The 26,544-nt window shown below is 42.7% G+C and carries 34 protein-coding genes and 1 tRNA gene; 15 read left to right on the forward strand and 20 right to left on the reverse strand.

Annotation, left to right across the window (positions count from 1 at the left end):
* Positions 1-11: 11 nt before the first annotated feature.
* The 4 genes from speE to ARCPR_RS00880 are packed head-to-tail and all read right to left on the reverse strand — an operon-like array spanning position 12 to position 2,806.
* A complete protein-coding gene (gene speE / locus ARCPR_RS00865; RefSeq protein WP_012939581.1) occupies positions 12-824 on the reverse strand; it encodes a spermidine synthase in 813 nt (270 codons plus the stop codon).
* A 13-nt stretch (positions 825-837) separates the two neighbouring features.
* Positions 838-1,218, reverse strand: a complete 381-nt coding sequence (locus tag ARCPR_RS00870) for a CopG family ribbon-helix-helix protein (RefSeq protein WP_012939582.1) — start codon at positions 1,216-1,218, stop codon at positions 838-840.
* A complete protein-coding gene (locus ARCPR_RS00875) occupies positions 1,215-1,991 on the reverse strand; it encodes a metal ABC transporter permease (RefSeq protein ID WP_012939583.1) in 777 nt (258 codons plus the stop codon). Before ARCPR_RS00875 ends, ARCPR_RS00870 begins: the two co-directional genes overlap by 4 nt.
* Positions 1,964-2,806 (reverse strand): metal ABC transporter solute-binding protein, Zn/Mn family, encoded by an 843-nt coding sequence (locus ARCPR_RS00880; protein ID WP_187286413.1) that lies wholly within the window; start codon positions 2,804-2,806, stop codon positions 1,964-1,966. The genes ARCPR_RS00875 and ARCPR_RS00880 overlap by 28 nt, the downstream gene beginning before the upstream one ends.
* 39 nt (positions 2,807-2,845) lie before the next feature.
* On the opposite strand from ARCPR_RS00880, the gene ARCPR_RS00885 reads away from it, so the two are divergent.
* The 4 genes from ARCPR_RS00885 to ARCPR_RS00900 all read left to right on the forward strand — a co-directional run bounded on the left by ARCPR_RS00885 (position 2,846) and on the right by ARCPR_RS00900 (position 6,195).
* Positions 2,846-3,607, forward strand: coding sequence for a metal ABC transporter ATP-binding protein (locus ARCPR_RS00885; protein WP_012939585.1), 762 nt, complete (start codon positions 2,846-2,848; stop codon positions 3,605-3,607).
* A gap of 33 nt (positions 3,608-3,640) precedes the next feature.
* Positions 3,641-4,723, forward strand: a complete 1,083-nt coding sequence (locus ARCPR_RS00890; protein WP_012939586.1) for a M24 family metallopeptidase — start codon at positions 3,641-3,643, stop codon at positions 4,721-4,723.
* Positions 4,724-4,876: 153 nt separating this feature from the next.
* Positions 4,877-5,494, forward strand: a complete 618-nt coding sequence (locus ARCPR_RS00895) for an MBL fold metallo-hydrolase (RefSeq protein WP_012939587.1) — start codon at positions 4,877-4,879, stop codon at positions 5,492-5,494.
* A complete protein-coding gene (locus ARCPR_RS00900) occupies positions 5,491-6,195 on the forward strand; it encodes an RNA methyltransferase (protein WP_012939588.1) in 705 nt (234 codons plus the stop codon). Before ARCPR_RS00895 ends, ARCPR_RS00900 begins: the two co-directional genes overlap by 4 nt.
* On the opposite strand, the gene ARCPR_RS00905 is transcribed toward ARCPR_RS00900, so the two are convergent.
* On the reverse strand, positions 6,152-6,859 hold the full coding sequence (locus ARCPR_RS00905) for a hypothetical protein (RefSeq protein WP_012939589.1): 708 nt from the start codon (positions 6,857-6,859) through the stop codon (positions 6,152-6,154). The genes ARCPR_RS00900 and ARCPR_RS00905 overlap by 44 nt on opposite strands.
* Positions 6,860-6,906: 47 nt before the next feature.
* Here ARCPR_RS00905 and ARCPR_RS00910 point away from each other — a divergent pair, with 47 nt between their 5' ends.
* The gene (locus ARCPR_RS00910; protein ID WP_012939590.1) at positions 6,907-7,305 is read left to right on the forward strand and encodes a winged helix-turn-helix domain-containing protein; all 399 of its coding nucleotides are present in this window, start codon (positions 6,907-6,909) and stop codon (positions 7,303-7,305) included.
* Here ARCPR_RS00910 and ARCPR_RS00915 read toward each other — a convergent pair.
* From ARCPR_RS00915 to ARCPR_RS00930, 4 genes are read right to left on the reverse strand one after another with little or no spacing between them, the layout of a single operon-like run.
* Entirely contained in the window at positions 7,302-8,321 is a 1,020-nt protein-coding gene (locus tag ARCPR_RS00915) for a CofH family radical SAM protein (RefSeq protein ID WP_012939591.1), read from the reverse strand. The two genes, ARCPR_RS00910 and ARCPR_RS00915, sit on opposite strands and share 4 nt — an antisense overlap.
* Positions 8,299-9,231: an S-layer glycoprotein N-glycosyltransferase AglJ gene (gene aglJ / locus ARCPR_RS00920; RefSeq protein WP_012939592.1), complete on the reverse strand. Its 933-nt coding sequence runs from the start codon at positions 9,229-9,231 to the stop codon at positions 8,299-8,301. The genes ARCPR_RS00915 and aglJ overlap by 23 nt, the downstream gene beginning before the upstream one ends.
* Entirely contained in the window at positions 9,231-9,821 is a 591-nt protein-coding gene (locus ARCPR_RS00925; protein ID WP_012939593.1) for an orotate phosphoribosyltransferase-like protein, read from the reverse strand. The genes aglJ and ARCPR_RS00925 overlap by 1 nt, the downstream gene beginning before the upstream one ends.
* Positions 9,818-10,288 (reverse strand): NOB1 family endonuclease, encoded by a 471-nt coding sequence (locus ARCPR_RS00930; RefSeq protein ID WP_012939594.1) that lies wholly within the window; start codon positions 10,286-10,288, stop codon positions 9,818-9,820. Before ARCPR_RS00930 ends, ARCPR_RS00925 begins: the two co-directional genes overlap by 4 nt.
* A 60-nt stretch (positions 10,289-10,348) precedes the next feature.
* On the opposite strand from ARCPR_RS00930, the gene ARCPR_RS00935 reads away from it, so the two are divergent.
* On the forward strand, positions 10,349-10,573 hold the full coding sequence (locus tag ARCPR_RS00935; protein WP_012939595.1) for a hypothetical protein: 225 nt from the start codon (positions 10,349-10,351) through the stop codon (positions 10,571-10,573).
* A 60-nt stretch (positions 10,574-10,633) separates the two neighbouring features.
* Here the strand turns inward: ARCPR_RS00935 and thiI are convergent, their stop codons facing one another.
* The 4 genes from thiI to ARCPR_RS00955 all read right to left on the reverse strand — a co-directional run bounded on the left by thiI (position 10,634) and on the right by ARCPR_RS00955 (position 13,069).
* Positions 10,634-11,713, reverse strand: coding sequence for a tRNA uracil 4-sulfurtransferase ThiI (thiI, locus tag ARCPR_RS00940; protein WP_012939596.1), 1,080 nt, complete (start codon positions 11,711-11,713; stop codon positions 10,634-10,636).
* A gap of 25 nt (positions 11,714-11,738) precedes the next feature.
* Complete coding sequence (locus ARCPR_RS00945; RefSeq protein ID WP_012939597.1) at positions 11,739-11,948, reverse strand: histone family protein; 210 nt, start codon at positions 11,946-11,948, stop codon at positions 11,739-11,741.
* 166 nt (positions 11,949-12,114) lie between these two features.
* A complete protein-coding gene (dapB, locus tag ARCPR_RS00950) occupies positions 12,115-12,903 on the reverse strand; it encodes a 4-hydroxy-tetrahydrodipicolinate reductase (RefSeq protein ID WP_012939598.1) in 789 nt (262 codons plus the stop codon).
* Between the two features lie 93 nt (positions 12,904-12,996).
* Positions 12,997-13,069 (reverse strand) — tRNA-Gln (locus ARCPR_RS00955).
* Between the two features lie 90 nt (positions 13,070-13,159).
* Here ARCPR_RS00955 and ARCPR_RS00960 point away from each other — a divergent pair.
* Positions 13,160-14,524: an NCS2 family permease gene (locus ARCPR_RS00960; protein ID WP_012939599.1), complete on the forward strand. Its 1,365-nt coding sequence runs from the start codon at positions 13,160-13,162 to the stop codon at positions 14,522-14,524.
* A 34-nt stretch (positions 14,525-14,558) separates the two neighbouring features.
* Here the strand turns inward: ARCPR_RS00960 and ARCPR_RS00965 are convergent, their stop codons facing one another.
* Positions 14,559-15,281: an epoxyqueuosine reductase gene (locus ARCPR_RS00965; protein ID WP_012939600.1), complete on the reverse strand. Its 723-nt coding sequence runs from the start codon at positions 15,279-15,281 to the stop codon at positions 14,559-14,561.
* Between the two features lie 60 nt (positions 15,282-15,341).
* On the opposite strand from ARCPR_RS00965, the gene eno reads away from it, so the two are divergent.
* Genes eno through ARCPR_RS00980 form a run of 3 tightly spaced genes read left to right on the forward strand, consistent with a single transcriptional unit; the run spans position 15,342 to position 17,927 of the window.
* Positions 15,342-16,550 (forward strand): phosphopyruvate hydratase, encoded by a 1,209-nt coding sequence (gene eno, locus ARCPR_RS00970; protein ID WP_048084679.1) that lies wholly within the window; start codon positions 15,342-15,344, stop codon positions 16,548-16,550.
* Positions 16,551-16,579: 29 nt separating this feature from the next.
* On the forward strand, positions 16,580-16,846 hold the full coding sequence (locus ARCPR_RS00975; protein ID WP_012939602.1) for a hypothetical protein: 267 nt from the start codon (positions 16,580-16,582) through the stop codon (positions 16,844-16,846).
* A gap of 1 nt (position 16,847) precedes the next feature.
* Positions 16,848-17,927 carry a radical SAM protein gene (locus ARCPR_RS00980; RefSeq protein WP_012939603.1) on the forward strand — a complete coding sequence of 360 codons (1,080 nt, stop codon included), beginning with the start codon at positions 16,848-16,850 and terminating at the stop codon, positions 17,925-17,927.
* Here ARCPR_RS00980 and ARCPR_RS00985 read toward each other — a convergent pair.
* A complete protein-coding gene (locus ARCPR_RS00985) occupies positions 17,893-19,122 on the reverse strand; it encodes an NAD(P)/FAD-dependent oxidoreductase (protein ID WP_012939604.1) in 1,230 nt (409 codons plus the stop codon). The two genes, ARCPR_RS00980 and ARCPR_RS00985, sit on opposite strands and share 35 nt — an antisense overlap.
* Positions 19,123-19,206: 84 nt before the next feature.
* Between ARCPR_RS00985 and ARCPR_RS00990 the strand changes: the two genes are divergently transcribed.
* The gene (locus tag ARCPR_RS00990; protein ID WP_012939605.1) at positions 19,207-19,584 is read left to right on the forward strand and encodes a (Fe-S)-binding protein; all 378 of its coding nucleotides are present in this window, start codon (positions 19,207-19,209) and stop codon (positions 19,582-19,584) included.
* 6 nt (positions 19,585-19,590) lie between these two features.
* On the forward strand, positions 19,591-19,845 hold the full coding sequence (locus ARCPR_RS00995) for a DUF5320 domain-containing protein (RefSeq protein ID WP_012939606.1): 255 nt from the start codon (positions 19,591-19,593) through the stop codon (positions 19,843-19,845).
* 10 nt (positions 19,846-19,855) lie between these two features.
* On the opposite strand, the gene ARCPR_RS01000 is transcribed toward ARCPR_RS00995, so the two are convergent.
* Positions 19,856-20,506, reverse strand: a complete 651-nt coding sequence (locus ARCPR_RS01000; RefSeq protein ID WP_012939607.1) for an ABC transporter ATP-binding protein — start codon at positions 20,504-20,506, stop codon at positions 19,856-19,858.
* Positions 20,499-21,167 carry an ABC transporter ATP-binding protein gene (locus tag ARCPR_RS01005; protein ID WP_012939608.1) on the reverse strand — a complete coding sequence of 223 codons (669 nt, stop codon included), beginning with the start codon at positions 21,165-21,167 and terminating at the stop codon, positions 20,499-20,501. Before ARCPR_RS01005 ends, ARCPR_RS01000 begins: the two co-directional genes overlap by 8 nt.
* Positions 21,168-21,221: 54 nt before the next feature.
* Here ARCPR_RS01005 and ARCPR_RS01010 point away from each other — a divergent pair, with 54 nt between their 5' ends.
* From ARCPR_RS01010 to ARCPR_RS01020, 3 genes are read left to right on the forward strand one after another with little or no spacing between them, the layout of a single operon-like run.
* On the forward strand, positions 21,222-22,460 hold the full coding sequence (locus tag ARCPR_RS01010) for an ABC transporter substrate-binding protein (RefSeq protein ID WP_012939609.1): 1,239 nt from the start codon (positions 21,222-21,224) through the stop codon (positions 22,458-22,460).
* 31 nt (positions 22,461-22,491) lie between these two features.
* Positions 22,492-23,331: a branched-chain amino acid ABC transporter permease gene (locus ARCPR_RS01015; protein WP_012939610.1), complete on the forward strand. Its 840-nt coding sequence runs from the start codon at positions 22,492-22,494 to the stop codon at positions 23,329-23,331.
* Entirely contained in the window at positions 23,328-24,257 is a 930-nt protein-coding gene (locus tag ARCPR_RS01020) for a branched-chain amino acid ABC transporter permease (protein ID WP_012939611.1), read from the forward strand. The genes ARCPR_RS01015 and ARCPR_RS01020 overlap by 4 nt, the downstream gene beginning before the upstream one ends.
* Here the strand turns inward: ARCPR_RS01020 and trpA are convergent.
* Genes trpA through ARCPR_RS01035 form a run of 3 tightly spaced genes read right to left on the reverse strand, consistent with a single transcriptional unit; the run spans position 24,254 to position 26,540 of the window.
* Positions 24,254-25,009: a tryptophan synthase subunit alpha gene (gene trpA, locus ARCPR_RS01025; RefSeq protein ID WP_012939612.1), complete on the reverse strand. Its 756-nt coding sequence runs from the start codon at positions 25,007-25,009 to the stop codon at positions 24,254-24,256. The two genes, ARCPR_RS01020 and trpA, sit on opposite strands and share 4 nt — an antisense overlap.
* Positions 25,006-26,169 carry a tryptophan synthase subunit beta gene (gene trpB / locus ARCPR_RS01030; RefSeq protein WP_012939613.1) on the reverse strand — a complete coding sequence of 388 codons (1,164 nt, stop codon included), beginning with the start codon at positions 26,167-26,169 and terminating at the stop codon, positions 25,006-25,008. Before trpB ends, trpA begins: the two co-directional genes overlap by 4 nt.
* On the reverse strand, positions 26,166-26,540 hold the full coding sequence (locus ARCPR_RS01035) for an ACT domain-containing protein (RefSeq protein ID WP_012939614.1): 375 nt from the start codon (positions 26,538-26,540) through the stop codon (positions 26,166-26,168). Before ARCPR_RS01035 ends, trpB begins: the two co-directional genes overlap by 4 nt.
* Positions 26,541-26,544: the final 4 nt, after the last annotated feature.

Raw genomic sequence — 26,544 nt, forward strand, 5'->3', positions numbered from 1 at the left:
TTCGTAAAAATTTATGAGATCAAATTGACAATCCACCTCGGCAAGGCAAAGGCCGAAATGTGGACTTCGGGTGTGTAGTAAACAGTTTCAATTTTTCTATTCTCAAATCTTTCCTTAATCACATTCAAATCGAGTACAATCTCCCTTCTGTCAGATGCAATCAGGTAGCTCCAAAGTCCGTGTGGATATGTGGGAACGAAGCCCAAATAGACTGCCTTATTCTTGAATCTCGCATTCTTATATATTGACTTGAAGTAATCGGGCTGAGCAAACGGGGATTGGGATTGAGTAACGAAATAGTCACATATCTTGGCACAGTCCCTGTAAAACTCACTTGAAATCAGAGCTTGGCTTATGGGGTTAGGATCAGTTCCATCAACAATTATGACATCAAACTTATCTTTGCAGCTCTTGACGAACTCCAATCCATCCTCGAAGAGTACCTTAACTCTTGGATCTTCCAAAGCTCCCCTATCTATCCCGATGTACTCTTTACAGGCCTTTACAACGTTCTCGTCAATCTCAACCATAACTACTTCTTTCGGATCGTGTTTGAGCACTTCTCTGACAGCTCCACCATCTCCTCCACCGATTACAAGAACTTTCTCTGGATTTTCGTGCATTAACATTGCGGGATGAACGAGCATCTCGTGATAGAAGGATTCATCCTTCTCAGTAAGCTGGATTTTGCCATCTAAAACAAGCATCTTTCCAAAGCTTTTGGTCTGGAAAATCTGAATGTGCTGAACACCTTTAAACTCGTAGAGTATTTTCTCAACCTCTATCAGCAATCCAGAGCCGTTATATCTCTCCACAAACTCCATGCTTTAACTTCGTTCAGAGTTTAAATACCTTGCATTCGAGTGGTATGAACCTCACATTCTCTGAAACTCTCAGCAAAGCCTTATGCAACTCTGCAATCTTATCTGAATCTCCGTAAACGACAAAGCTGCTTATGCAGTAATCTTCAACGTGAATGTGAGAAAATGTGTTCACTACCTCCTTAAACTTCTCAACGGCAGTTAAGTCCTTAAATCCCCTCGTAACAACCGTTATCATCCCGCAGCATCTGTGTTTTACCGTATAGTGAGTATGCTCAGCTAAATAAGTCCTCAGAGCTTCTCTAACAACTTCTGATCTCGAAACTCCCAATTTTTCAGCTAAATCGTCTAAAGCCTTGGCCAAGTCCTCAGGAATTGAAACTCCGAACCTCCTCATTTTAACCACCCTACTAAGTAGAAAGTAAGCATTACTAGACCTATAACTCCAGATGGCGAGAGATTTAAGGTTAGCGAGATGGACAATCCTACTATCGAAGAGATAACACTGATCAAGACACTGTAAACAATCAAACCCTTCGATCCCTTCGCAAACTTCATTGCAATTGCACACGGTAGCAGTATTAGAACGTGTTGTAGTACGAATCCGACTACCTTCAGCATCGCAACAGTTGAAATCCCCAGAATGGTGTAGAAGGCTAAATCGTACAACTTCACGTTAATTCCAGCCAAGATTGCGCAATCCCTATCGAAACCTATGTGGAACTGCTCTCTGTAAGTCAAGACAGTCACCAAAATGACGAATATAGTTACAGTACTCAAGAACTTCAGATCGCTCCAAGTCACCAAGAGAGGATCTCCCAAAATCATCGCCCATATGTCCGTTGCAATTTCGTAGTGCGTTATGACGAAGTACATAGCCAGAACGCTCGTAGAAGCTGTAAAGGAGACTAAAATGGATGTTGCTGTATTGGGTTCGACACCTCTGTTTATCGCGTAACCGACTGAATATATTAGACCCAAACCTATCAAAATCGCAGAGATGTAGCTTGGAATGTAAGCTGAGAGTGGTATAGAAAGTAGAACTGCCAGCAAAGCTGTATGAGAGGATGCAGCTGATAGAAACTGTAGTCTCCTAGCATAGACAAGTGGGCTTATCAATCCGTACATGGCCGATGCAAGTACTACAGTCGCAAACCATTTCTCAAGCATAACACCACCAAAGCAAGAATTGCCAGAACTGCGGTATAGCCGGGCGTTTTTTTAGCTATGTTTTCCTTAACTTCGATGCTTTTCAGCTTTTCTGGAATACTCTTCTCAACAAACGGCGAATCGATATAGATAACCTTGCTGTATTCGACATTTTCTAATAGCGACTCGGATTTTGTTGAATTTCTTGTCAAAACAAGGTAATCGACTTTCTTGAAAGTTTCTGGTGTAGTAGGAGCTTCGAATGCAATACTAACAACCTTTAAACCCATCCAAGTTACAGCGTACTGAGCGTAGGGGTAGTCGACCAAAGCAGTTCCGTTCAACTTTCTGGCTTTGTTTACAATATCTTCAACTTCTTTACACACCTTCTCTGCTCTTTCGATGTAGTTTTCGGAAGGATTCAGCTTTTGCAACTCTTCAGCCAAGGCCCTAATGAAGATCTCGTAGTTGTACGGATCGTATATTGGCATATGCGGGTTGATCTTACCGCTTTCTGGATACTTCAGAAAGACAATGCCCTTAATCTTTGGAATTTCAAAAAGAACGCCTTTCACTTCCCCTCTCTCTTTCATCTCCGCAATTTCGCTTTCGAAGTGCGTGTGTGCTGTAGAAATCACAATGTCAGCATTCTTAATTACCTCCACATCTTTCGGCGTTAGCTCGTAATCGTGAGAGAAGGCGGGAATTGCATAAATCGAGTCATTTGGCGCTATAAGCTTAACATCCTCTTTTAGGCTCGGAAATGTCGTAACTATGCTTAAAGCGCTAGCTTTGCATACAAGGAGAGGGATAATCATCAAGATCAAAGCTCTCATAGCAAACCTTATGTGCACGATCTGCATATAAGTTTTTAAATGGTGTGCACACTCGAAGTTTTCGATGTCGATGTGATTTTGAACGGTGAAGTTATACTGAAAGACTTGAATCTGAGATTTGAGTCTGGGCTGTATCAGATAATAGGCCCGAATGGAAGTGGTAAAACAACGCTTCTAAGAACAATTTTAGGCTTAATAAAGCCAGTTAAAGGTCGCATTCTGCTGAACGGTGAAGATATAACTGGAAAGCCAGAAAAGGTTGGTTATAGAGTTGGATACATGCCCCAGCTTTCTGAGGATGTTGGGATACCTTTAACAGCTTTTGAGATAGTTCTGGATTCATTACTACTGCACAGAAAGAGGTTTCCGAGGTTTGCCAAAAGTAGCGATATCAAAAAGGTTGAAGAAACCCTTAAGCTCGTCCATCTACCAAGAGAAGAGTGGAACAAGCCTTTTAATGAATTGAGTGGTGGCGAAAGGCAAAGGGTGTTGTTAGCCAGAGCTCTGGTTTACGATCCCGAAGTCCTGCTTTTAGATGAACCTCTTTCAGCAATAGACCCCTTAGGGAAAGTTGAGTTCGTGGAGCTTATCGGAAGTTTAGCTAAGGACAAACTTGTAATTCTAACTTCGCATGATCCCATTCTATTTTTGAGGTATACAAACGAAATCGTAGTCCTGAACAGAACGTTTTACAGGGTCGGAAAGCCTGAAGATGTTTTGACTGTAAATGTTCTTAGAGAGGTGTATGGTGATTCGGCTGTGAAGTTGGAGGAGCATGTGCACATAAGCGATGCTCACTGAAAAAGTTATCAAGTGTCGAGTGTTGCGCATTGCATGGAGTTCAACGATTACGACTTTTTCGTTCAACATGCGGATATAAACCTCTACTATGCAACGAAGTTCAAAGCAATCGATCTAGCCTTCTACATTGTGGGAAACGACGGAACTGACCTTTTACTCGTTCCGGATATGGAGAAGGAGAGGGCTGTTAGGGAAAGCAGGGTCAAGGAGATTGCATCCTTTGGAGATTTGGGTTATCACGATCTAAGAAAGGAGCTTAAGGATTCGAGAAAGGCTCAAGCGGAGATGCTGATAAGGTTGTTAAAAACTCATAAAGCTAGGAGGGTTGGAATTCCCACAGACTTCCCAGCGTACCTAGCAATTCCTCTCTCCCAAGCTTTCGAAGTGAAAGTTGTTAAGAGTCCGTTTCTCAAAATGAGGGCTGTTAAGACTCAGAAGGAAATCGAGTACATAGGGGATACGAGCAAGGCAATAATATCTGCTTTTGAATTCGCTCTCAAGCTTTTGAGAAGGGAGAAAAGCTGTGATAGAATAAGGGAGAGAATAGAGAACTACCTATACCTCAAAGGATACCTTGCAAGTGATACGATCATTTCATCTGGAAAGTTGTCGGCAATTCCGCATGCAAGCGGTGGAATTGTCGAAGATCACGTAGTGATGGATATATTTCCGAGGAGCAGGAAGCATTACTACTACTCGGACTTCACGAGAACTGTTATTGTAAATCGCAACGATAAAATTGAAGAGATGCTCAACGCGGTTATAGAGGCTCAGGAAAAGGCTATTTCAATAATCAGAGAGGGGATTACCGCTAAAGATGTTCATTACACCGTATGCGATGTCCTCGAAAGTTACGGCTACAAGACTCTTAGACAGAAAGCTAATGAAGGGTTCATACATTCAACAGGGCACGGAGTCGGATTGGAAGTTCACGAAGAACCGAGAATCTTCGAAAATGAGACTGTTTTAGAGGCTGGGATGGTTTTTACAGTTGAACCCGGTTTGTATTATAAGGATATCGGCGGTGTGAGGGTAGAGGATGTCGTAGTTGTTAGGAAGAACGGCTGTGAAGTTTTAACCGAGTATCCAAAGCGAATATACTTGAATTCCATCTGACTATCTCTTATCTTTTTGTTTGTAGCTATTGAAATCGGTAAGCTTTCCTCAAAATCAGCATTGCAAAATTTGCTACAAATATCAATGCGCAAAATCTCTATCTATGCATGATGGTTTAGGAAGATTTAAAGTCTCGCCTTGAACCTTAAGTGAATGAAGCCAATAAGAATTGTTACGCCACCGCTTGGAGCGAACGTCTATCTCATACTGGACGAGAAAATAGCTCTCATAGATACGGGTGGAGATTCCGCCTTTTTAATAAAAGCCCTTCAAAGGTTTATAAATCCCAAAGATTTGGATTACATCTTTCTGACTCACTCCCACTTTGATCATGCAATGGCTGTTCCAGACATGAAGAAGTTCGGTTGTAAGGTTGTAATGCATTCCATAGAGTTTGATCTACTCAGGAGAGGTTTAACCACACTGGGTTACGTCTACTATTTTGAGCCAGATATTTTTGTCAGAGGAGGGGAAACGTTTGAACTCGGCGAGATTAGGCTGGAAGTTATTCACACACCTGGTCATACAGCTGGTAGCGTTTGCTATTACGAACCAGATAAAAAGTGGTTATTTAGCGGAGATACAGTCTTCAAATACGGATTCGGAAGATATGACTTTCCGAGCGGGAATCCATACGATCTACTGAAGTCTCTTGAGCTTCTGGCGAGTTTGGATGTTGAATGTCTCTATCCGGGGCATGAGGATGTTGTTGAGGGTAACGCTAAAAATTACATACTCAAAAACCTTGAGGTTCTTAGATCGGTGATATGATAAGCGTTTACCTAGTAGGATTGAAAATTCCTGAGAATGTTGGATTTGTCGCGAGGGTGATGAAGAACTTCGGATTTGAGAAGCTGTATCTCTACAACTGTAAAGTTACAACGGTGTCTTTCAAAACAGCTTCGCATGCAAGGGATATCTTGAGGAACGCTGTCGTGTTAAGAAAATTTGACGATATACTAGATCACGTTAACATGCTCGTTGGAACTACTGGCGTTACAGCTTACAGCTATGAGAGATACATCAGAAAGCCTATATTTACACCAGAAGAGTTTAGAAATTTTTTGGAGGGGAAAAAAGGAGAGATAGCGGTTGCATTTGGTAGAGAGGATTACGGATTGTTTAATGAAGAGCTTGAACTCTGTCACATGCTTGTGTCGGTTCCCACAAATCCGGAGTATCCTGTCATGAATGTCAGTCACGCTGTAGCTGTCATTCTGTACGAGCTCAGTAAAGGAAAATACGGTTTGGAGGACAAAACGATAGTCACTGCTAGAGAAATTGAGAAGCTCGTCGAGAACTTCGAAAAGCTAATGCTTGAGACTTGGTATCCGAGGCATAGAATCGAGAGAACAAAAATAGCTTTGAGAAGAATTTTGGGTCGTTCCTTGATAACGAGGAGAGAGTTGGCAGTTTTGCATGGTATTGTTACAAAGGCTTTAACATACATTCAGCACTTGAAGAAAGGCTGAGGTCAAGTTTCAAAAGTTCTTCGAGATTTTCAACATCCTTCACCTTCCTGTAAAGATTCCCCTTCTCGTTGTAAACTGACAAAGCAGATATGTATCCTGATGCAATTAACTCAAATCCCAGAACCTCTGGCTTCAAAACTCTGCAAAGCGGGCATTCCCTTTCAAGGTAAAATCCGTTTAAAGCGACGAGTTTCAAAGCTTTTGCAAGGCTTTCAGGCGATCTTAGAGAACCAACTTTCGGCTCTTTTGGGAGAGGAACCTTCACGAAGTAAACCGAAAGTCCATCTTTAATCTCCTTTGGAGGGTTTTTGAGTAGTTCTGTTGCATCTTCAGCATAGTACGTTAGCTCTATCTCTTCTCCTAAAAACTCGAACTTCAGAATGTGCTTTCCACCGCTTCCAAGCTTGCCAACACGTCTTTCTTTTATTATATTGCCGAACTTCGCAGCTTTTCTTCTTATCTCAGCCAAATTTGTCTCTGGGAGATGAGAATCGACGAAAATTAGCCTATCTCCGAGTATAACCGCATGCTCTAAATCATCACTTGAACCAGCGTAAAGGACAGGTAAGTCGAGCCTTGACTTTTCGATTTCCTCGGCAATCCTAACTAGAAACGGGATTTCCGCTCTCTCGAATGGTAGGGATTTAACCCTCTCTACCAACACGGCTCACGTTTTCGGATAAGTTTATTACGCTTTGCAAAACATTCGACATGGAACTGACGTTTAGAGACTGTAAAATTGCCCAAAAAGCAGCCTTAGACTTAGTTAAGTTTGGCAGAGTTAGAATTGAACGCTGTTACAGGCTTAGAGATCGATTTGAAGTTGTTTACAAGCTCTACTTGGATGTTCTTTGGGCTGATGATGAGCTTATCGAAGCCATTAAAAAGTATTCCGAAAATTTCGAAGAAGATTTCGATGATGTTGTCAGATTTTTGAAAGAGAAGAACGAAGTTTTGAGAAAAATTCTTAGCTTGCTTGAAACTCCCAAATCGGTTGAAGAGCTAAGTTCAAATTTGGACTTGAGTAGAGATACGGTCTCTTCACTACTCAACGATCTTGAGGAGGCAGGCTGTGTTGTAAATGTCGGTGAAAGATTTCAGAGAACTTAATTGAAGACTCTCATGACGTTGCAAAAGCTGTCCCTCTGAACTGGAATCTTGCCGGCACCTTTTATCAACTTGATTATCCTGTCAACGGTCATGTATGTCGGCGAATTTGCCCCGGCAGAATGTGTAACTTTCTCTTCCATTATAGTTCCATCAACATCGTTCGCTCCGTAATTCAGAGCAACTTGTGCAAGCTTTTCTCCCAACCCAACCCAGTAAGCTCTTATGCTTTTGAAGTTGCTTAGAACAATCCTCGCCACCGCTATGGTCTTTAAAATGTCAATGGGGTTGGTCTTCTCCTTAACGAGACCCCACCTCTTAAGCTGTGTGTTTTCGGGATGAAATACTAGAGGAATTAGAGAAACGAACCCTTTTGTCTTCTCCTGTAACTTCCAGAGCTTGTAGAGATGTATTGCTCTGTGTCTGTAGTCCTCAATGTGCCCAAATAAGATCGTTGCGTTGCTCTTCAAACCCATCTCGTGAGCTATCTTCATAACACTCAACCATTCCTCAGCTTTAGCTTTGTTCGGGCATATAACCCTTCTAATGTCGTTACAGAGTATTTCGGCACCTCCTCCTGGTAACATTTGAAGTCCAGCATCTTTAAGCCTCGAGAGGATTTCCCTGACGTTGCACTTCTCCTTCTTAGCCAAGAAGTGGATTTCTGTGGCTGTTAAAGCTTTGATAACGACGTTTGGATATTTTCTTTTTATCTCGCTGAAAATATCCTCAAAGTATTCTACCGTTACCTCTGGATTGTGCGATCCAACTATATGCAACTCCGTAGCTCCCCTTTGAACAGCCTCATCAACCTTTTGCAGCAATTCCTCCTTGCTCATCAGATAGCCGTTATCCTTCCAGAATGCACATAATGGGCATTTTGAAACACAGACGTTCGTGTAGTTTATGTGCCTGTTTATAACGAACATCACTTTGTTGTCATTCATGCTGTTTGCAATCCTTCCAAGCTCGTGAACATCCATTTCAAAGAGTTCCCTAATCTTTTTTACTGTCCACATCCTTCAACTCCTCCAGAGTTCTTCTAAGTTCGTAAATCTCCCTTCTAAGCTGAACATTACTTCTCAGCACAAAATCACTTATTAAACCGAATAGGATTATCTGCAATCCAGAAACTATCAAAAGTGTTGTTAAAACGGCCAAGAGATCGTGAGAAATATGTTTAAACCACTCGTAAACAACGTAAAAACCTACAAGAACTCCTAAAAGTATGAGGATTATACCAAAGAGAAGAAAGAATCTTGCCGGGCTGAACCTTATGAGCAAGTTGTAGATTGTCCAACCTATCTTGAAACCATCTTTGAGTGGGTTCAGCTTGGTCTTCCCCGATCTTTTCTTGTAGCTGATAGGGACCTCCATTATTCTGTAACCTTTAGCCAACGTCTCGACCGTCAATTCAGTTTCTATTTCGAATCCCATCTTCTTTAGCTCAACACTCTTGTAAACATCCCTCTTCAGGGCTCTGTAACCAGATAAGATATCCTTTAGATCGACACCGTAGAAAAATCTGAAGAGTGCGTTCAAAATTTTGTTTCCTATTAAATTCAGTCTTGTAAACGCTCCTTTCTCGAAATTAGCAAACCTGTTCCCCACAACGTGATCTGCGATTCCCCTTCTTATAGGTTCGAGAAGTCTCTCAACATCTTCTGGCAGATACGTTCCGTCCCCATCTATCAAGACTAGAACATCGCTATCCACAATATGAAAAGCCTCAGCTACGGCCTGACCCTTTCCTTTCCCACTTTGAATGACCACTCTAGCTCCTTTCTCCTTAGCTATTTCTCTCGTCCTGTCTGTGCTGTTTCCATCAATTACTAGTATATCGCTGTAACCCAACTTCTTGAATCCATCTATCACGTTGCCTATGCTTTCTTCCTCGTTGAGCGTTGGAATCACTATCGTTACCTTCATCAGATCCTTACGATCTTGAATAGACTCAGAAGAGGAATACCCTCTATTTCGCTAAGGCCCCTCTTATCTATTATCACGGCGGAGCACAGAACACTACCCTTTCTATTTTTGACCTGTTCTATCGTCTCTCTTATTGTGTTTCCAGTGGTAATCACGTTGTCAACTATCACACAGTTTTTCTCGTCAACCTTTGCAAAATTTTCACTGAAAACTCCACCAACCCTACTTCCCTCGCCTTCCCACTTCAATTTCTTCGGATAGTACATGCTCAAGTCAGCATCCAAAGCTTCAGCAACAAAAGTGGCTATCGGAATTCCACTTGTTGCTATCCCAACGACAACATCCGGGTTTTTGTCTACAGTTTCGTATATCATATCCGCCATAGCATTGGCTATATTTCTCATCCTGTAAGGGTTTGATATTGCCCTTAAGTCGACGTAAACGTCTGAGATTACCTTATCCTCTCTAACCTTAGCCAAAAGCCACATTGCAGTTTCTCTCGAAACGTTGAGTTCTGAAGCTATTTCACCAATTGTTAATCCCTTCTCCTTCAACTTTCTTGCCCTTTCAATCAAATCATCCACCTTCATCTTCTCACCTTTTTAATCATAGCCTCACTACCGCAAACTGGACAAATATCACCATCAACGGACCTACCACAACCCCTACACACCTTAACCCATCTAAAGCGTTTCGATATCTTGGGCTGGACTATATTATCAACCTTCAAACCCAAGGACATAGCAACATTCTGAATCGAATAGTCGTCCGTGACTAGGATTACATCTTCTCCTCTCTCCTTTATGTCGAGAGCCTTCGCTATAAGCTTTATATCCGTATTGGATAGCTTGTGTATATCACCGGTTTTCTTGGCAACTCTTATAACCTTCTCAACGTTTCTATTGCTTGCCTCCTCAACTCTCAAGTTGAGTAGGGAGAAGTAGAACTGCGAATTTTCGTCCCTTATTTCGTCAACTACCTCTGGAATCGTAACCATATTCTCGTAATACGCCTTTCTCATGAATATTGTGCTTGTGTCTATTACGTGGATTGTCATGTCCTCAACATCTTATGCTAAAACGTATATAGTATATATATTTAATCTCAACACCCGTTGATGAAGCTTAAAGATGAGATAATCAAAGCTTTGGAGGATTTCTTTAGGAGTGCGAAGGACTACAGGAGAGTACAATGGGAGCTTGATAACATTATCTACCCTTATATCGGAAACTACATAGCCAACGGTTATCTCACGAAGGAGGAAGGTAAGGAAATATTCGAGTTTTGTGAGAAGAAGCTTAAAGAACTTAAGAATCAGGGAGTACAGCCTTCATCATCTTGAATCAGATCCTGCCTGATTCATCATTGAAGCGACTTTACTATCTCCGCTAATAAATCTTTCTCACTCAAATTCCTCTTCAATCTTCAAAACCTTTTCAAGATCTGCTTTAGTCGTGGGCCTTTTTGGGACAGCTAGGCAATCAGCTGGGATTGTTGAATATTCGAACGTGCCTATCTTTCTGGCAATTTCCTCAATTTCAATCTTGTCAAATCCTATTAAAGGTCTGTAGATAGGGATGCTACATGCCTGACTTATTACCAGTAGATTATCCAAAGTCTGACTTGCAACCTGTCCCAGTGAATCCCCAGTAACTATTCCTTTAGCACCAACATCTTTCGCTACTTCTTCAGCAACCTTTAGCATTCTCCTCTTGCAGAATATGCATGTATAACTTTCCAATCTCTTTTCCTTCAAGATATCCTTAACTTTCATCAAGAAATTACCATGCTCTTTCACAATGACATCAAAGTCGGGATCGTATTCTTTCAATACCTTAGCAACTTTCTCAACCCTTTCAATTGCCCTTTCACTCGTAAAAGGTCTGATGTCGAAGTATATAGGTACTACCTCGCAACCCCTCTTCATCATTAGCCATGTTGCAACGGGTGAATCTATCCCGCCAGAAAACAGAGATACGAGCTTTCCCTCGACACCCAAAGGAATTCCTCCAACGCCTTTTATTATCTCATCGAAAACATAGCAATCTTCGTTCCTGATCTCAACATAGATTGTTTTTTCAGGGTTTTCGAGATCAACTTTTAGATGTGGAAAGTTCTTGAGTATTAACGCTCCAAGTCTTCTCTCTACATCTTGAGATGTGAAGTCATGTTCACCAACTCTTTTAACTCTCACAGCAAAAGTCCTTACGGATTCCAGTTTACCTTTGCAGAACTTTAACACGAAATCCTCAAGCTCGTCAAGCTTGCAGTGTTCACACGGTGAGAAAGATACTATTCCAAAAACCTTCTTCAACTTATCGTCAACGTTTCTGTCCGTTATCAGCCATATTCTGCCCCTTTCAAGCCTAAACTTGCAATCGCCGACAATTCTCCTTATATTTCTAATCAGCTTGTTGATCCACCTTCGTCTTACCTGTTCAGACTTAAGAAATATCTCAGAATAGCGTATAAGATAAAGCATAAAAGAATGATAATAAAAAAGAAATTTACTTGGTCATCTCGACAGCCAGCTTGATGTCGTCAACCTTGACTGTCTTTCTTCCGGCGTGCTTTGCGACCTCGACTGCCTTCTTTGCTACGGCAATTGCGTAGTCCTCCAAGACCTCTCTAAGCTTTTCCACAGCCTCTGCACTTACTCTCTCTGCACCTGCCTTTCTTACCAACCTGTCGATTGGGGCAAGGGGCAACTCAGCCATTCACACCACCTCCAATTATCTGTTTGTCATAAGGGGTATATAAATTTTTATCTTGAAGATAGAGGCTACCATGTATGGTGGTTCGGTGTTAGGATGTCGATGGTCTTTGTAACGTGAGGTTGGGGCAATTGATAATAAACTATATAATGTCAAACTAGATAAATTCTTAGACTTGCTTGAATCCCAGCACGTGATCCATGTCGTATATACCGGGCTTGTCCACCTTGCTTACCCACTTGATAGCCCTTATAGCACCACTCGCGAAAGCCTGTCTACTCCAAGCCCTATGAGTAATCTCAATTCTTTCACCCATTCCAATGAAGAACGTTGTATGCTCTCCAACCACGTCTCCTCCTCTTATGGCAAGAACACCTATCTCTTCACCCCTCGGACAAATTCCTCCCCTTCCAAATACGATCTTTCTCTTACCTATAACACTCTGAACGATTTCAGCCGTTTTCAAAGCTGTTCCGCTCGGTGCATCCTTCTTAAATCTGTGGTGGATCTCCAAAATCTCGATATCGTAATCCTTCAAGAACTTCGAAGCGAATTCTACAAGCTTCCAAAAGATGTTCACACCGACACTGAAGTTTGGTGATATTACAGCTGGAACTCTTTTACAATACTCTCTAATCCTCTGCCAGTGCTCCTCCGTAAATCCTGTTGTCCCAACGACCAGCTTAACACCCTTATCGCTTGCGATCCTTATATTCTCAACTGCTCCTTCGGCTACCGTAAAATCCACCAAGACATCGGCGTTAAGAACATTCTCCATTTCCCTTGCATCTGTTATCTGAACACCAATTCTACCAACACTGGCAATCTCTCCTGCATCCTTTCCGATTTCTCTCACGTCAAAAGCTTGAGCAAGTTCAAGCTCTTCATCCTCAATGACATTCTTAACAATCAATCTTCCCATCCTACCAGCAGCACCGGCCACAGCAACTTTAATCATGTTGTGAGTTGACAAAAATCAAAAATAACGGTTACGATTTCAGCGTAGGACTTTTTCATCATGTATCAGGGCGTTAGCCCTTCATCACTTTAATAGCCCCGCGGGGATTCGAACCCCGGTCGCGGGCTCCAAAGGCCCGCAGGATTGACCGCTACCCTACGGGGCTTCAAGTTAGACAACGCTAGAAGATAGTTAAAGATTTCGTTCAAGACACAAAAATTTAAATTTTAAATACAACTGCAGAAGCATCCCGTGCATGGGTTGGATTGAGGAGTACTTCGAATTTAGCAAGTACAAAACCAACATGAAGACAGAGATTTTGGCGGGATTAACGACATTCATGACAATGGCTTACATAATCTTCGTGAATCCATCGATTCTCAGCGTCGCAATAGGTAAAGAGGCGGTACCGTCGCTTGTAACAGCTACAGCGCTTTCCGCTGGAATTGCGACATTAATAATGGGTATTTACGCCAAAAAGCCGTTTGCACTTGCACCGGGAATGGGTTTAAACGCGTACTTCACATACGGAGTCTGCTTGGGAATGGGTTATCCGTGGCAGGTAGCTCTGGCTGCAGTTTTTGTTGAAGGTTTAATCTTCATAGTCCTGTCAATTACGAAAGTTAGAAGTGCCGTAATAAACGCGATACCTCTCTCCCAGAAGTATGCACTTGGTGCTGGAATTGGTTTGTTCTTGACGCTGATAGGTCTTAGAGAGGCTGGAATAGTTACTGTGTCAGTTACGAACCCGAATGCAAGTGTTCCGGGGATGTTAAGTCCTGTTGACTGGTTACCTACCTTAAATACAGCATTCTTCAAGCTTCCAGAGTTTTGGCTCGCGGTGTTTGGTGTATTTTTAGCAAGTGCTCTGATGGTAAGGAGAGTTCCGGGTGCACTGCTAATTTCCATATTGACTGTAACGGGTATATCTGTCGCTTTAGGACTTACTCCACCACCCAAATCGATATTCTCACTGCCAACATTGGACTACACGTTCATGAAGCTTGATCTAAGAGGGCTGTTAAACGTTGGAGCAATAGGTGTAATTTTCGCATTCTTCATGGTCGACTTCTTTGACACACTCGGAACAGTTGCTGGCTTAAGTGCTAAAGCTGGTTTCATAAACGAGAAGGGTGAAATTCCCGATTCCGAGAAGATATTATTAACTGATGCTGTTGGAACAACGTTGGGTGCAATATTCGGAACTTCAACCGTAACGACGTATATAGAGAGTGCCGCAGGTATTGAGGAGGGAGGTAGGACAGGATTCGTTGCTGTAGTTGTTGGTTTACTATTCTTGGCAATTGGACTCTTTGTATCACCGATTGCTGAGATCATTCCGTCGTTCGCTACGGCACCAGCGTTGATAGTTGTTGGATTTCTAATGCTCAACGTCCTTAGTAACTTGGACTTTAGTGATTTCACGGAAGCTTTGCCAGCATTCTTCGTCTTGGCAACGATTCCGTTCACGTACAGCATTGCAGACGGTATCGGTGTTGGTTTCATAAGCTACTGCATTCTGAAGCTTGTTGCGGGGAGAGCTAGAGAAGTGCATCCGCTGCTGTGGATTCTGGCTGGAGTCTTCGTTGTGTACTTCCTTTACTTGGGTGGCCTAATTTAATTTCTTTTAATTTCTCTTTTTGAAAAATACTGAATTAAGGCTTCTTCAAGCTACAGGGAACTCCACAGGCACACTTACCACACACGTCTGCAAATCCAAAATCGAACAGCTTGGTATTATCCATTAGAATTTCGTAGCACCTTCTCTTATCTAACCCAGTAGCCTTTAATGCTCCGAATGAGCATTTATCAACGCACTCCAAACATTTTCGACCTCTCTTGTATAAACAAAATTCTTCCTTTATCGGCTCACTGCAATCAAGCTCAGCTGTCGTCACCAAACTCCCCAAACGTCCGCAACATCCCTTCTTGGTTATAATCATCGTGTGAAGACCGAAGGTTCCGAGCCCGGCAAGGTAAGCGATGTGTTTGTGAGACCACATGCTGAGCAAAGTTCTTTCATCAAAGTTGTGTGTAGGCTTAATTACAGCACTACCAAAACCTTCAGCTTCGAGTTTCTTATCCAGATAGTGATTTAGGCTTTCTATAAGTCTGTTCGTCTCGATATAGGCTAAAGCCCAGAGTTTTGAAGGCTTAACTCCAGAGATATTGCTCTTTACGACCTCCTTGGTAAACGGAATAAAGTAGACTATAACACTTTTTGCTTTCGGGAGTAAATCCTCTGCGGTCAAATGATTGGGGACGATTTTAGGCAATTTTTCAGTTGTATCTGCTGAGCAGAACGATACAAGCGGCTCTCTCCAAAATTCTCCTTCTACAAATTTTTTTATCCAACCTTCGACCTTAGCTGTGAGCATTTAAAATTAAAACGGAGAAAGTTCAAAAAGTTTATACCCATGCAAGAAGAACTTAGCGACATGATCATAGAGGATGTCATTTTCAGAATAGTTTTTGACAGCAGGGGAAATGAGACTGTGGAATGCGAGGTTTACGCTGGAGATGTTGTCGGAAGGGCTATAGCTCCAAGCGGTGCTTCAACCGGGACGCATGAGGCTGTTGTAGTTGATCCATACAAAATCGACGAGATCGAGGAGAAAATCTCAAAAGCTTTGATAGGATATTCTGTGTTTGATCAGGTCGCAATTGATGAAAAGCTTAGGGAGATTGATGGAACCGAGAATTTCTCAAACATCGGTGGCAACTTCGCAATAGCTACAAGTTTGGCTGTTGCCAAAGCTGGAGCGGAGCTTTTGGGTATGCCTTTGTACGAGTATCTCGGCGGGATATTCGCTAAAGAGCTTCCCTATCCACTGGGCAACGTCATAGGTGGTGGAAAGCATGCCGAAGGTTCTACAAATATTCAGGAGTTCTTAGTGATACCCGTAGGAGCGGACAACTTCTTTACAGCTCAAAGAACAAATGCGATGGTTCACAAGACACTCAAGAAACTCTTCAAGAAGAAGGGAATTTTCGCTTGCAAAGGTGATGAGGGTGCTTGGGCTTGTCAGATAACAGACAACGATGCTTTTGAAATCCTAAGTGAGGCTATAGGCATTGTTAAGGATGAGACGGGCGTTGACGTTAGGATAGGAATAGACGTTGCGGCTACGGAGCTTTGGAATGGAGAGTACTATGTCTACAAAGACAGAAAGCTCACTACTGAAGAGCAGATAAGTTACATAGCCGAGCTTGTTGATCGCTATAACCTTTTATATGTCGAAGATCCTCTACATGAAGAAGATTTCGAAGGCTTTGCAGAGCTTACGAAGGAGGTTGGAAATAGATGCATGATATGTGGTGATGATCTGTTCGTGACAAATATAAATAGAATTCAGAAAGGAATTGAGCTGAAATCAGCAAATACTGTCCTAATTAAGCCTAACCAGATAGGAACTCTCACAGATACGTTTAAAGCTGTGAAGATCGCTAAGGACAATGGATGGTACGTAGTTGTATCGCACAGGAGCGGTGAAACTGAAGACAACACCATAGCTCATCTCAGCGTAGCCTTCAACGCAAAGCTGATCAAGACCGGTGTGGTTGGGGGAGAAAGAACTGCAAAGCTGAACGAACTCATAAGAATTGAGGAAGATGGCTTAAACATGACGAAGCTGCCTTTCTGCTAACTTTTTATACTCTTTCTCGATTTATCTTCATGAAATACAGGATAGTCAGAATCGAGCTTAAGGATGAAGAGGTCGTGATTTACTTCAAAAAGCTAAGGAGTCAAGCAACGGTCATGCCCAGAATTGATTCTCCCGAAAAGATGCTTGAATTCAGCATGCAGATGGGGATGAATCTTGCAAAGAAGGTTGAAGAGGCTTTTAGCTTCGATGGCTTCATAACTCTCGAATACGAAACCTACTGCACACTCGATTTGAAGGTTGGAGATATTGTTGAAGTTGAGATAAAGCCAGCTTAGCATGGAACTCGCAATAAACCCTTCAAAGATAATCAGCCCGCTATGTTATTCAGTTTTAAGGCTTGAACCATATACGAACTGTGCATACTCCTGTCTGTACTGCTATGCAAGATGGTATAGGGGAGGGAGGATAAAGCCGAGACCTAGAGCAATAGGGATGTTTGCAAAAATCGCAAAGAAGCTCGATTTGAAAATTCCCTTCAGGTTAGCTACGCTAAGCGATCCGTTGCAAGATATAGAGGAGAATGCAAAAGTTTCCTACAAGCTCATGAGGATCGCTAAAGAAAACGAAATTCCAATAATACTCTCAACAAAATCCGACAGAATAGCAAAGAATCCTTGGAAAAGCTTGATAGAGGAGATGGCTAAGGATGGACTGGTAGTGGTGCAAGTTTCGATAAGCTCCCTTGAGAGGAACGACTTAGAGCCTAGAGCACCACACCCTCAAAACAGGATTGAAGCTTTAGAAATCATTGATGCACCAAAGATTTTGAGGTTACAGCCTTTAATCCCAAACTACTCCTTTAGAAATGCTGAGGAGTTCGTTGAAAGAGTTAAAGATGTTGCAGATCAGATAACCACAGAACCTTTGAGAATTGAGAAGGGAGAGATTGAGTTTTACAATAAATTTTGGAGTAGGTGGACTCACTACTCGTTTGAAGGAGAGCTTTTGAAGGCTGATTGCTACGAAATCTTGGAGGAGCTTAGCGTTGCATGTAGAAAATACGGCTTGGACTTTGGACTGTGCAAAGAGGGTTACTTCCACTTGGAAACTGCAAACTGCTGTGGATTGCACATGATAGAGTGCAAGCTTAGACCAACCCTTAGAGAAGTCTACAAAATTTTGTTGGAAAGAAAGGAGATTGATGTGAATGACTTGAAGTTCGAAGGTTACCTTTTTGGGGAAAGGTTAAGCGAACTCCCGAGAGCGATTAGGAAGGCTCTGAGATTTCACGAAAAGCTGTTTTTGAAATGTCTAAGAGATAACTCCTGCTTGAGCCATTTAACTCCATTGATAAGGTTTGAAGATGGAAAGTTGAAGCTAATTAGCTCAGATCAAAATCAGCCTTCAGAGCTTTAGCAACCTCTATTCCAGCTTTGATACTTCCATTCATACTTCTCTCTGGATAATTCGGCTTCGAGAACATCCCGGCCAAGTAAAATCCTTTCAAGTTCGTCCTGTAAGGTACGATCTTTTTAAGGTAGCCCTTTTCATAGATCGGGGCGGAATATTTAGCTTTGAAAATCTTTATCCACTTAACATCTCTCCTTTTCATTCCAAGCCTCTCCAAGTCCTTTAGATATAGGTTAGCCAAGTTCTTTTCACTCATTCTGAACAGTTCGCTGTCTGGAGTTGTGTAGCTCGCTAAATAAATCAGATGCTCGCCGTAATCTTCGAATGGCATGAAGTTAGTGTGCTCTATGACTGCGCCAAAGATAGCATTATCGACGTTTATCCAGTAAAGATCGCTCAGAGGCTTTTCACACCCTACTAAGGCACATATAGAGCTTTGATAGCTTATGCTCGGTAAGTTGAGATTATTTGCTATCTTTGGATCGAGTAGTGGGAGTGGGGCAGTCCAAACAACTGCATCAAACTCCATACCGTGAATATGGTACTTTTTATTGAAGTAGCCTATGTTCTCAACAGGTTTTCTAATTATGTTGAGCCCTTCAGCCATCCTATCAACGAGTTGCCAGAATCCTCTCCTAAGATAACCTAACTCCTCCCCGCTCAGCTTCCTATTACTTCTTATTGCAACTCTCGCTAAAAGCCAAGCGTAGCTTACTCTCTCGTAATTCTCACCGAATTTCGCCTTGAGAAGGGGCATGAAAAACTTTTGAAGAAGATTTTCTCCTAACTCCTCTCTAATTCCCTCTACAACTCCCCTATCATCCTCAATTGTGTAATCCCTCTTTCTACTTTTTAATGTGAATCTTGCGAGCCTGATTTTATCCATTAAGCTTAAGTGTGGGTATCTCAGGATTTCGAGGGGTGTGTTTAGGGGATAAATCTTTCCATCAATGGCAAATCCTGTCTTCGCTATCTTCCATACGACTTTACTCGACAGTCCGAGCCTCTTTATCATATTCAGCAGGTCGTGATCCCATCGAAAGAAGTGATGGTAGAACTTCTCAATTCTATAACCTTTCCGTCCGTAAGACGCTAGTAGTCCTCCAACGTCGTGGCACTCGAATATAGTTGGGTTATAGTCCCTAAGCTCTAAGGCGCAACTCAATCCAGTCAATCCAGCACCAACTATAGCAATTTTCACGTTCCGAGTTTGTGTGGTGGATTTAAACACTTTCAGTTTTAGGCTAACCGAAAAGACTATATAATCTGTGCTAAACCTTCAAAGATGAATGGTTGGGGTAGATGCAGAAGACGGGGTTGGGGTAGAGGAAGAGGATGGTGTGGTGGAGGTAAGGGTAGAAGAGCGGGCTGGGGTAGAAGATGGGGAATGAGTTTTGGTATGGGTATAAGTTCTGGACTATCGCAGATAATTTCAAAGCCAATTTCAGCTATAAGGAGTTTGTTAGCAAGGGAACCGCCAGAGGTTATTGAAAAAGCCCAAAATATTTACGCTCTACTACCAAAGAGGGATTGTGGTGCCTGCGGCTACGATAATTGCTATCAGTGCGCTTTGGCAATTGCTAAAGGTGAAGCTCCGCCTGATGCTTGTAGGGTTGTGGGAAGAAAGATAAAGGATGTAGTTGAAGAAATTTTGAGGGGGTGATGTTTTGTGTGGTGGAGATGGAGGAGGTATCCGGGGCATGGGCCTTGGAGTGATCTCCCACCTTGGGAAAGGCCGGGATGGAAGTTTGGCAGGGGCAGAGGATGGTGCTGGTGGTACATGTCCCGCTATCTTGAGGATATTCCAGAATACGCTCCGTCAAAGGAGGAAGAGATCAGAATGCTCGAAGACTACGCAAGATACTTAGAGCAGGAGCTTGAGAGGATAAAGAGAAGGATAAGAGAGCTTAAAGGTTCTGAATAATCTTTAATCTTTAAGTGAAGTACAGCTTCTCAATCTCTTCTTTACTCTCAAATTCCTTAACTATTGATCCTTTAACCAAGACGTAGCCTCTATCGGCAAAACTCATAGCGAATTTAACATTCTGCTCGACTATCAAAATCGAAACCTCCCTCTTTATCTCTTTCAACACACCTGCAATTTCTTTTAAGACCTTTGGGGCTAAACCCATCGAAGGCTCATCCAATATCAAGACCTTTGGCTTTGAAATCAATGCCCTTGCAATTGCAACCATTTGCTGTTCTCCACCGCTCATCTGCTTAACTAACTGATTTCTTCTGTTTTTCAGCTTTGGAAAGAGTGAGTAAGCCAAATCCAGATCGTCACCGGCCAAGAGAAGATTTTCTTCGACTGTCATGTTCGGAAAAAGTCCCCTTCCTTCAGGGCAAACTCCAATCCCCAATCTAACTCTTTCATGAGGCTTTAGGCTTGATATGTCTGTACCGTTGAAGAAAACCTTACCTTCCGTCTCAACCAAACCCAGAATGGCTCTTATGAGTGTGGTTTTTCCAGCCCCGTTTGGACCAAGTATCGCAACTGCCTCTCCCCTGTTTACCTCAGCATTCACACCGTTTAATATCTGAGCCTTCCCGTAGAAAGCTTTCAAATCCTCAGTTTTAAGCATAGTCTTCACCAATATACGCTTCAACTACCCTGCTATTTCTCACGGCTTCCTCGGGCTTCCCCTCAAATATAACCCTACCGAAGTTCAGAACAACAACTCTGTCTACCAAATCGAACAGCTCCCCCAATTTATGCTCTATTAAGACCATCGGTGTTTTCACATCCTTCAAAACTTCTATCAAGCTTTCACATTCCACTGGACTTAAACCCGAGAAAGGCTCATCAAGCAAAAGCATTTTGGGTTTCTTAGCTAGTGCCAAAGCTATTCCAAGCTTCCTCATCTCTCCCTGCGACAGATTTCCAGCTACAATGTTTCTCTTCTCCCATAGACCAACTAACTCGAGTAAATCCCTTGAATCATCACTTACTATCGAAAGGTTTTCTTGAACAGTCAAGCTCTTGAAGACCTTGAGGAGCTGAAAGGTTCTAACTAAGCCCATTTCTGCAATCTTGCTCGGTCTTAAGCCCGTGATATCCTTTCCATTGAACCAGATTTTGCCGCTATTGGGCTTTAGAAAGCCTGAAATTACGTTGAATAGAGTTGTCTTACCCGCCCCGTTCGGACCAATAATTCCTAGCCTTTTACCATTTACCTTGAACGATACGTTATCAAGAGCAACCAACGCTCCGAACCTCTTTGTGACTCCCTCTACCTCAAGCATGCTATATTGATACACAGTCGCAATGTTTATTAATCTTTCTCCAAGTGGGAGAACATGAGAAAGTTGTTGACAGCGATAGTGTTAGTTTGCGCCTTAATGATGCTTGGGTGTAGCCAGAAAACACCTTCTGAAACTCCAGCTGAAACTACCGCAGAAGCAGAAGTAATCAAAATTGGTGTTATAGGTCCGATGGAAACGAAGTTCGGTAAAGCTATGGTTAACGGTGCACAGCTGGCTGTTGACGAGATAAACGCTCAAGGGGGGATAGATGGTAAAAGGCTGGTTATAGTTCAGGCTGACGGCAAGCTCAAGCCAGATGTGACTGGAAAAGAATTGAGAAGACTTGCCTACGACGAAAACGTAAACGTCATAATAGGTGGATTTTCGAGTGGGATAGTTATAGCAAACATGGACACCATCGCAGAAATCAAGAAAGTTTGGATTGTAGAATGTGCTTCACCGACGGTGACGAAGAAGATTGCAGAGGACTACGATAGTTACAAGTACATCTTCAGGCTCGAAGCAAACTCTTCGACAGATGTTCCTTTTCTGCTTGAAGGGATGAACTACGTTAGGGAAAAAATACCAATGAAAAGAGTTGCCATAGTGAGGGATCAGGCCAAATGGGTTGAAGATGTAGACCAACAGCTTAAGAATGCGCTGATTGAGAACGGATACGAAGTTGTCGATGACATAGCAATTCCACCGCAGAAGACGGATTTCGACGATGTCTTTACAAGGGTAAAGAATGAGAGAGCTGATGTCATAGTCGCGATGATAGCTCATGGAAATGCTGTTAACTTTATCAAGCAGTGGAAGGATAGCGTAAACATACCCGTTATAGGATTGATTCTTCCAGCAATCGATCCCAACTTCTGGAATGAGACGAACGGTAAGTGCGATAAACTGCTGGTGCTTGCCCCATCTTCGCAAGTCCCTATACCCATTAACGAGAACATGAAGAATTTCCTTAAAAACTACAAGAGCAAATACGGACATCTGCCAGAGGCTTACACTGCGTATGAAAGCTACGAGGCTGTTTACGTGTTCAAGAAGGCTTACGAGATGGCTAAGGCCAACGGAGAAGATCCGAACGACTCCGATATCCTTGTGAAATACTTGGAGAAGATAAACGCTCAGAACCCCTTGCAGGGAGTTAGGGGTAAGATAGCATTTACGAAGTACCACGACATAATCGTTGCTAAGGGCTACATTGTAAACCTCATCATTCAGTGGCAGAACGGTAAGATGGTGGCAATATATCCGATAAAGACGGGAGAGCTTGTTTGGTAAATCTTTTATTTTTTAACCTCCCCGCAAGCCTATGATTTTGCCAATCCTTATCATAGGAACAATCTTGGGAGGTATTCTAACATTAGTCGCATGCGGATTTACGCTCACATTCGGTGTGGGCAGGATATTCAACTTCGCACACGGTACATTTTTTGCGATCTCAGCCTACACAGCTTACGCCCTGTTCCCCTACTTAGGATATTCCTCCCTTCTGATCGGAGTATTAGCTTCAGCGCTCTTTGGCTTGGCAATGCACTACCTCATAAAACCAATAAGGAGAAACGAGATAATGGTAATTCTTTTAACGCTCAGTTTGGCTTTACTGGTTGAACAGATAATTCTGATGATTTTTGGAGTCGATGCGATTTCGATAGCTCCCATAATCAAAGGATCGATCAACTTGTTTGGTGTTGAAGTAACAAATGTGAAAATACTATCATTTGCCATAACGATTGCATCTATGATCGCTTTGGAGAGGCTTATAAAGAAGACAAGGCTTGGAAGAGAGATAAGTGCAGTCTCTCAGGATGTAGAATCAGCAATGATCGTTGGAATAGACATTGAGAGAGTTTTCATGTTCACGCTTCTCATATCTTCAATCCTCGCTGGGATTGGAGGCATTTTATACGCTCAAATCTACTCTCTAACACCAAACTCGGCTTTGGAGATACTTCTCCTTGCGTTTGCGATAGTTGTCGTCGGTGGATTGGGTAGTGTGAATGGAAGTGTGGTTTCAGCGTTCATAATCAGCTATATAAAGACTGCTGTGAGCGTTCTCTTGGGAACGAGGTGGTCTGAGCTTGCAGTTTTGATCGTGATAATAGCTATCCTCATAGTTCGACCTCAAGGACTCTTCGGGGTGGAAGAATGAGGAGGGGGTTGATTTTAGCTCTGACAGCAATTCCGTTGATATTTCCCTTTGTCTTACCAAAATCGGTAGTTTTCATGCTCGGCTTGGCATACCTATTCGTGGTTTACGTCGTGACTTGGGATCTGGTTGCTGGCTATGTTGGTGAAGTCAACTTAGGTCATGTAGTCTTCATTGGATTGGGAGCTTACACATCCGCTTTACTCGTTCTGAATCAAAACGTTCCGGTCCCTATCTCAATTCTAGTAGGGGCTGTTGTGGCAACGCTGTTCGGATTAGGAGTTGGAGCAGTATGTTTGAGGTTGAAAGGTTATTATCTGGCTTTGGTTACTGCAATACTCCCCTTAGTCTTCGTTCAAATTGTAAACATATATCCCCAAATCTTTGGAGGTTACGAGGGTTTATCAGTGGGAATAAAAAATGCCTTACACAGAACGACCGAAGGAAGGTATTACATAGCCTACGCCTTCATGCTTGCAAGCGTCTTAGTCCTATACAGAGTTGTGAACAGCAAATTCGGTTTGAGGCTTAAGGCGATAAGAGATGATCCAGAGTTGGCTGAAAGCTTGGGAATTAACGTTTTCAAGCACAAGGTCATGGCATTCTGCATCTCCGCATTCGTATCTGGCTTGGCTGGAGCTATAACAGCTTTCTACAGGCTTTCCGTCGGAGTTGATATGTTTGGAGTTCCTCTCATGCTTCTGATAATAATTTCAGCTGTCTTCGGCGGACTTGGGACTTTCTTCGGTGCGATAATCGGAGCTTTAACAATCTACATCCTCAAAAACTGGATACTCATGGAGGTATCCTATTCAACGGGTATAATGGGTCTTGATAACCTCATAATATACGCGATGCTGATAGTTTTGATACTGAAGATGCCACACGGAATATTCGGTCTGGTAAAACGGTTTAAAGAGAAAGATTAATAGTAAAGTCCCTTTCTGAGTTCTCTACACTTCTCTTCAATTTTATCGCCGGCTTTTTCACCGAACTCTTCTATCAGCTTGACTATGGCACTTCCAACGACTACCCCATCGGCACCAGCCTTCAAAAGCTCTCTAACATGCTCAGCCTTTGAAACACCAAAACCCACAGCCAAAGGCTTAACGCAAACACCTCTTGCTCTTTTAACTAAATCAAAAGCCAAACTCGAAATCCTATCCCTTGCACCCGTAGTTCCATAAAGAGATATCAAGTAAACGAAGCCAGAGCTTGCTTCATCTATAGCCTTAAGCCTATCGTTTGGAGTATTTGGAGAAGCCAAAAAGACTGTTTTCATATCGTATTTTTCGCAAACACTCAAATAATCGTCAGCTTCCTCTATAGGCAAATCAACGACGAGCATAGCATCCACACCGCTATCTTTGGCAGTTCCAATAAAATTATCCAACCCCCTTACAAATACGGGATTGTAGTATGTCATGAGGACTATCGGAGTCCTATGGTTGTCTTTGAACTCTTCAATAACCCTAAAAACATCTTTCACCTTAGTTCCAGCCTTCAAAGCCCTGTAATGAGATTTTTCAATCGTTTTACCGTCAGCCATCGGATCGCTGAAGGGAATTCCCAACTCAATTATCTCACTGTATTTGGAAAGAATTTCGAGGAATTCTAAAGTTGCATCAACGTTCGGGTCTCCTGCTGTAATATACGTTATTAGAGAGGGTTTTTGAATCAAAATCCCACCTCCCTCATGACAATGTCCAAATCCTTGTCTCCCCTTCCCGAAAGGTTTACAACAATTATTTCATCCCTGCTCATTTCCTCAGCAATCTTCATTGCATAAGCTAAAGCGTGAGCGGATTCTAAAGCTGGTAAGATACCTTCAGTCCTCGAAAGCTCCAGAAATGCTTTCAAAGCCTCATCATCCGTAACTGTTACGTATTCAGCTCTTCCAATCTCTTTCAGATACGCATGCTCCGGACCTACGCCGGGATAGTCTAAGCCAGGTGCAACGCTATGGGTATCTAAAATCTGCCCGTCCTCATCCTGCAGGAAGTAGCTCAGCATCCCGTGCAGAACTCCCTTTTTACCAGCACAGAGTGAAGCCGAGTGTTTGCCAGTTTCAATACCATTCCCGCCAGCTTCAACACCCACAAGCCTGACTTTTCTGTCCTCTATGAACGGATGGAATATTCCCATAGCGTTACTACCACCACCTACACACGCAACGATAATGTCTGGCAGGCAACCTTCAATCTCCAAAATCTGCTTCTTCGTCTCCTTACCAATCACCGACTGGAAATCTCTGACTATCGTTGGATAGGGATGAGGGCCAACAACTGAGCCTATCAGGTAGTGAGTGTATTCGAACGTTGCAACCCAATCCCTTAAAGCCTCGTTTATGGCATCTTTCAAAGTCTTAGTCCCGCTCTCAACAGGTATGACATTCGCACCTAAAATCTTCATCCTAAAGACGTTCATCTTCTGCCTCTCAACATCCTCAGCACCCATGTAGACATCCACTTTTAAACCGAGCAAAGCTCCAGCTATTGCCGTCGCAACACCATGTTGCCCAGCCCCAGTCTCAGCAATTAAACGACTTTTTCCCATGTATTTCGCAAGTAGAGCCTGTCCTATGGTGTTGTTTATCTTATGAGCACCGCTGTGAAGTAAATCCTCACGTTTGAGGTAAATCTTAGCTCCTCCAATCTTCTCGGTTAGATTTTTAGCGTAATACAGTGGTGTTGGGCGACCAGCGAAGTTCTTCAAATAGTAATCGAGTTCAGCCTTAAACGTCTCATCATCTTTAAGCTCGTTGTAAGCTTTTTCAAGCTCCTTTAAAGGTTGAACAAGAGTTTCAGCAACGAACATCCCCCCGAACTCACCAAATTTCATCTTCTCACCTTAAATCCAAGCTCCTTAAGAACACTCAGAGCCTTGTCAAGGAACTCCTCCTTAACGAGGATTCTGTCCGTGTAAAGAGATAGGATCAGAATTGGAACCTTAGCATTGGCTAAGGCACTTGAAACCTTCGAAATGTAGCCCACAACATCCAACGGGACGTTTATGTCCAGAGTAATCAACCTGTAACCTGTTTCGCATTCAACGAACTTCTCAAGCTTAACCAACTCCTTCTCAGGCATCACGACCTCGTAATACTTGTTTCTAACCACAGCGACGTAATTCACGTCTGGCAAGCTCCTCAGCTTGACTACGGCAAACCTCTCCGGGTGGATTTCTATCTCCTCTCCGACAAATTCGATCATCTTC

Source organism: Archaeoglobus profundus DSM 5631 (assembly GCF_000025285.1).
In the GTDB taxonomy this organism is placed as follows: Archaea; Halobacteriota; Archaeoglobi; order Archaeoglobales; family Archaeoglobaceae; genus Archaeoglobus_B; species Archaeoglobus_B profundus.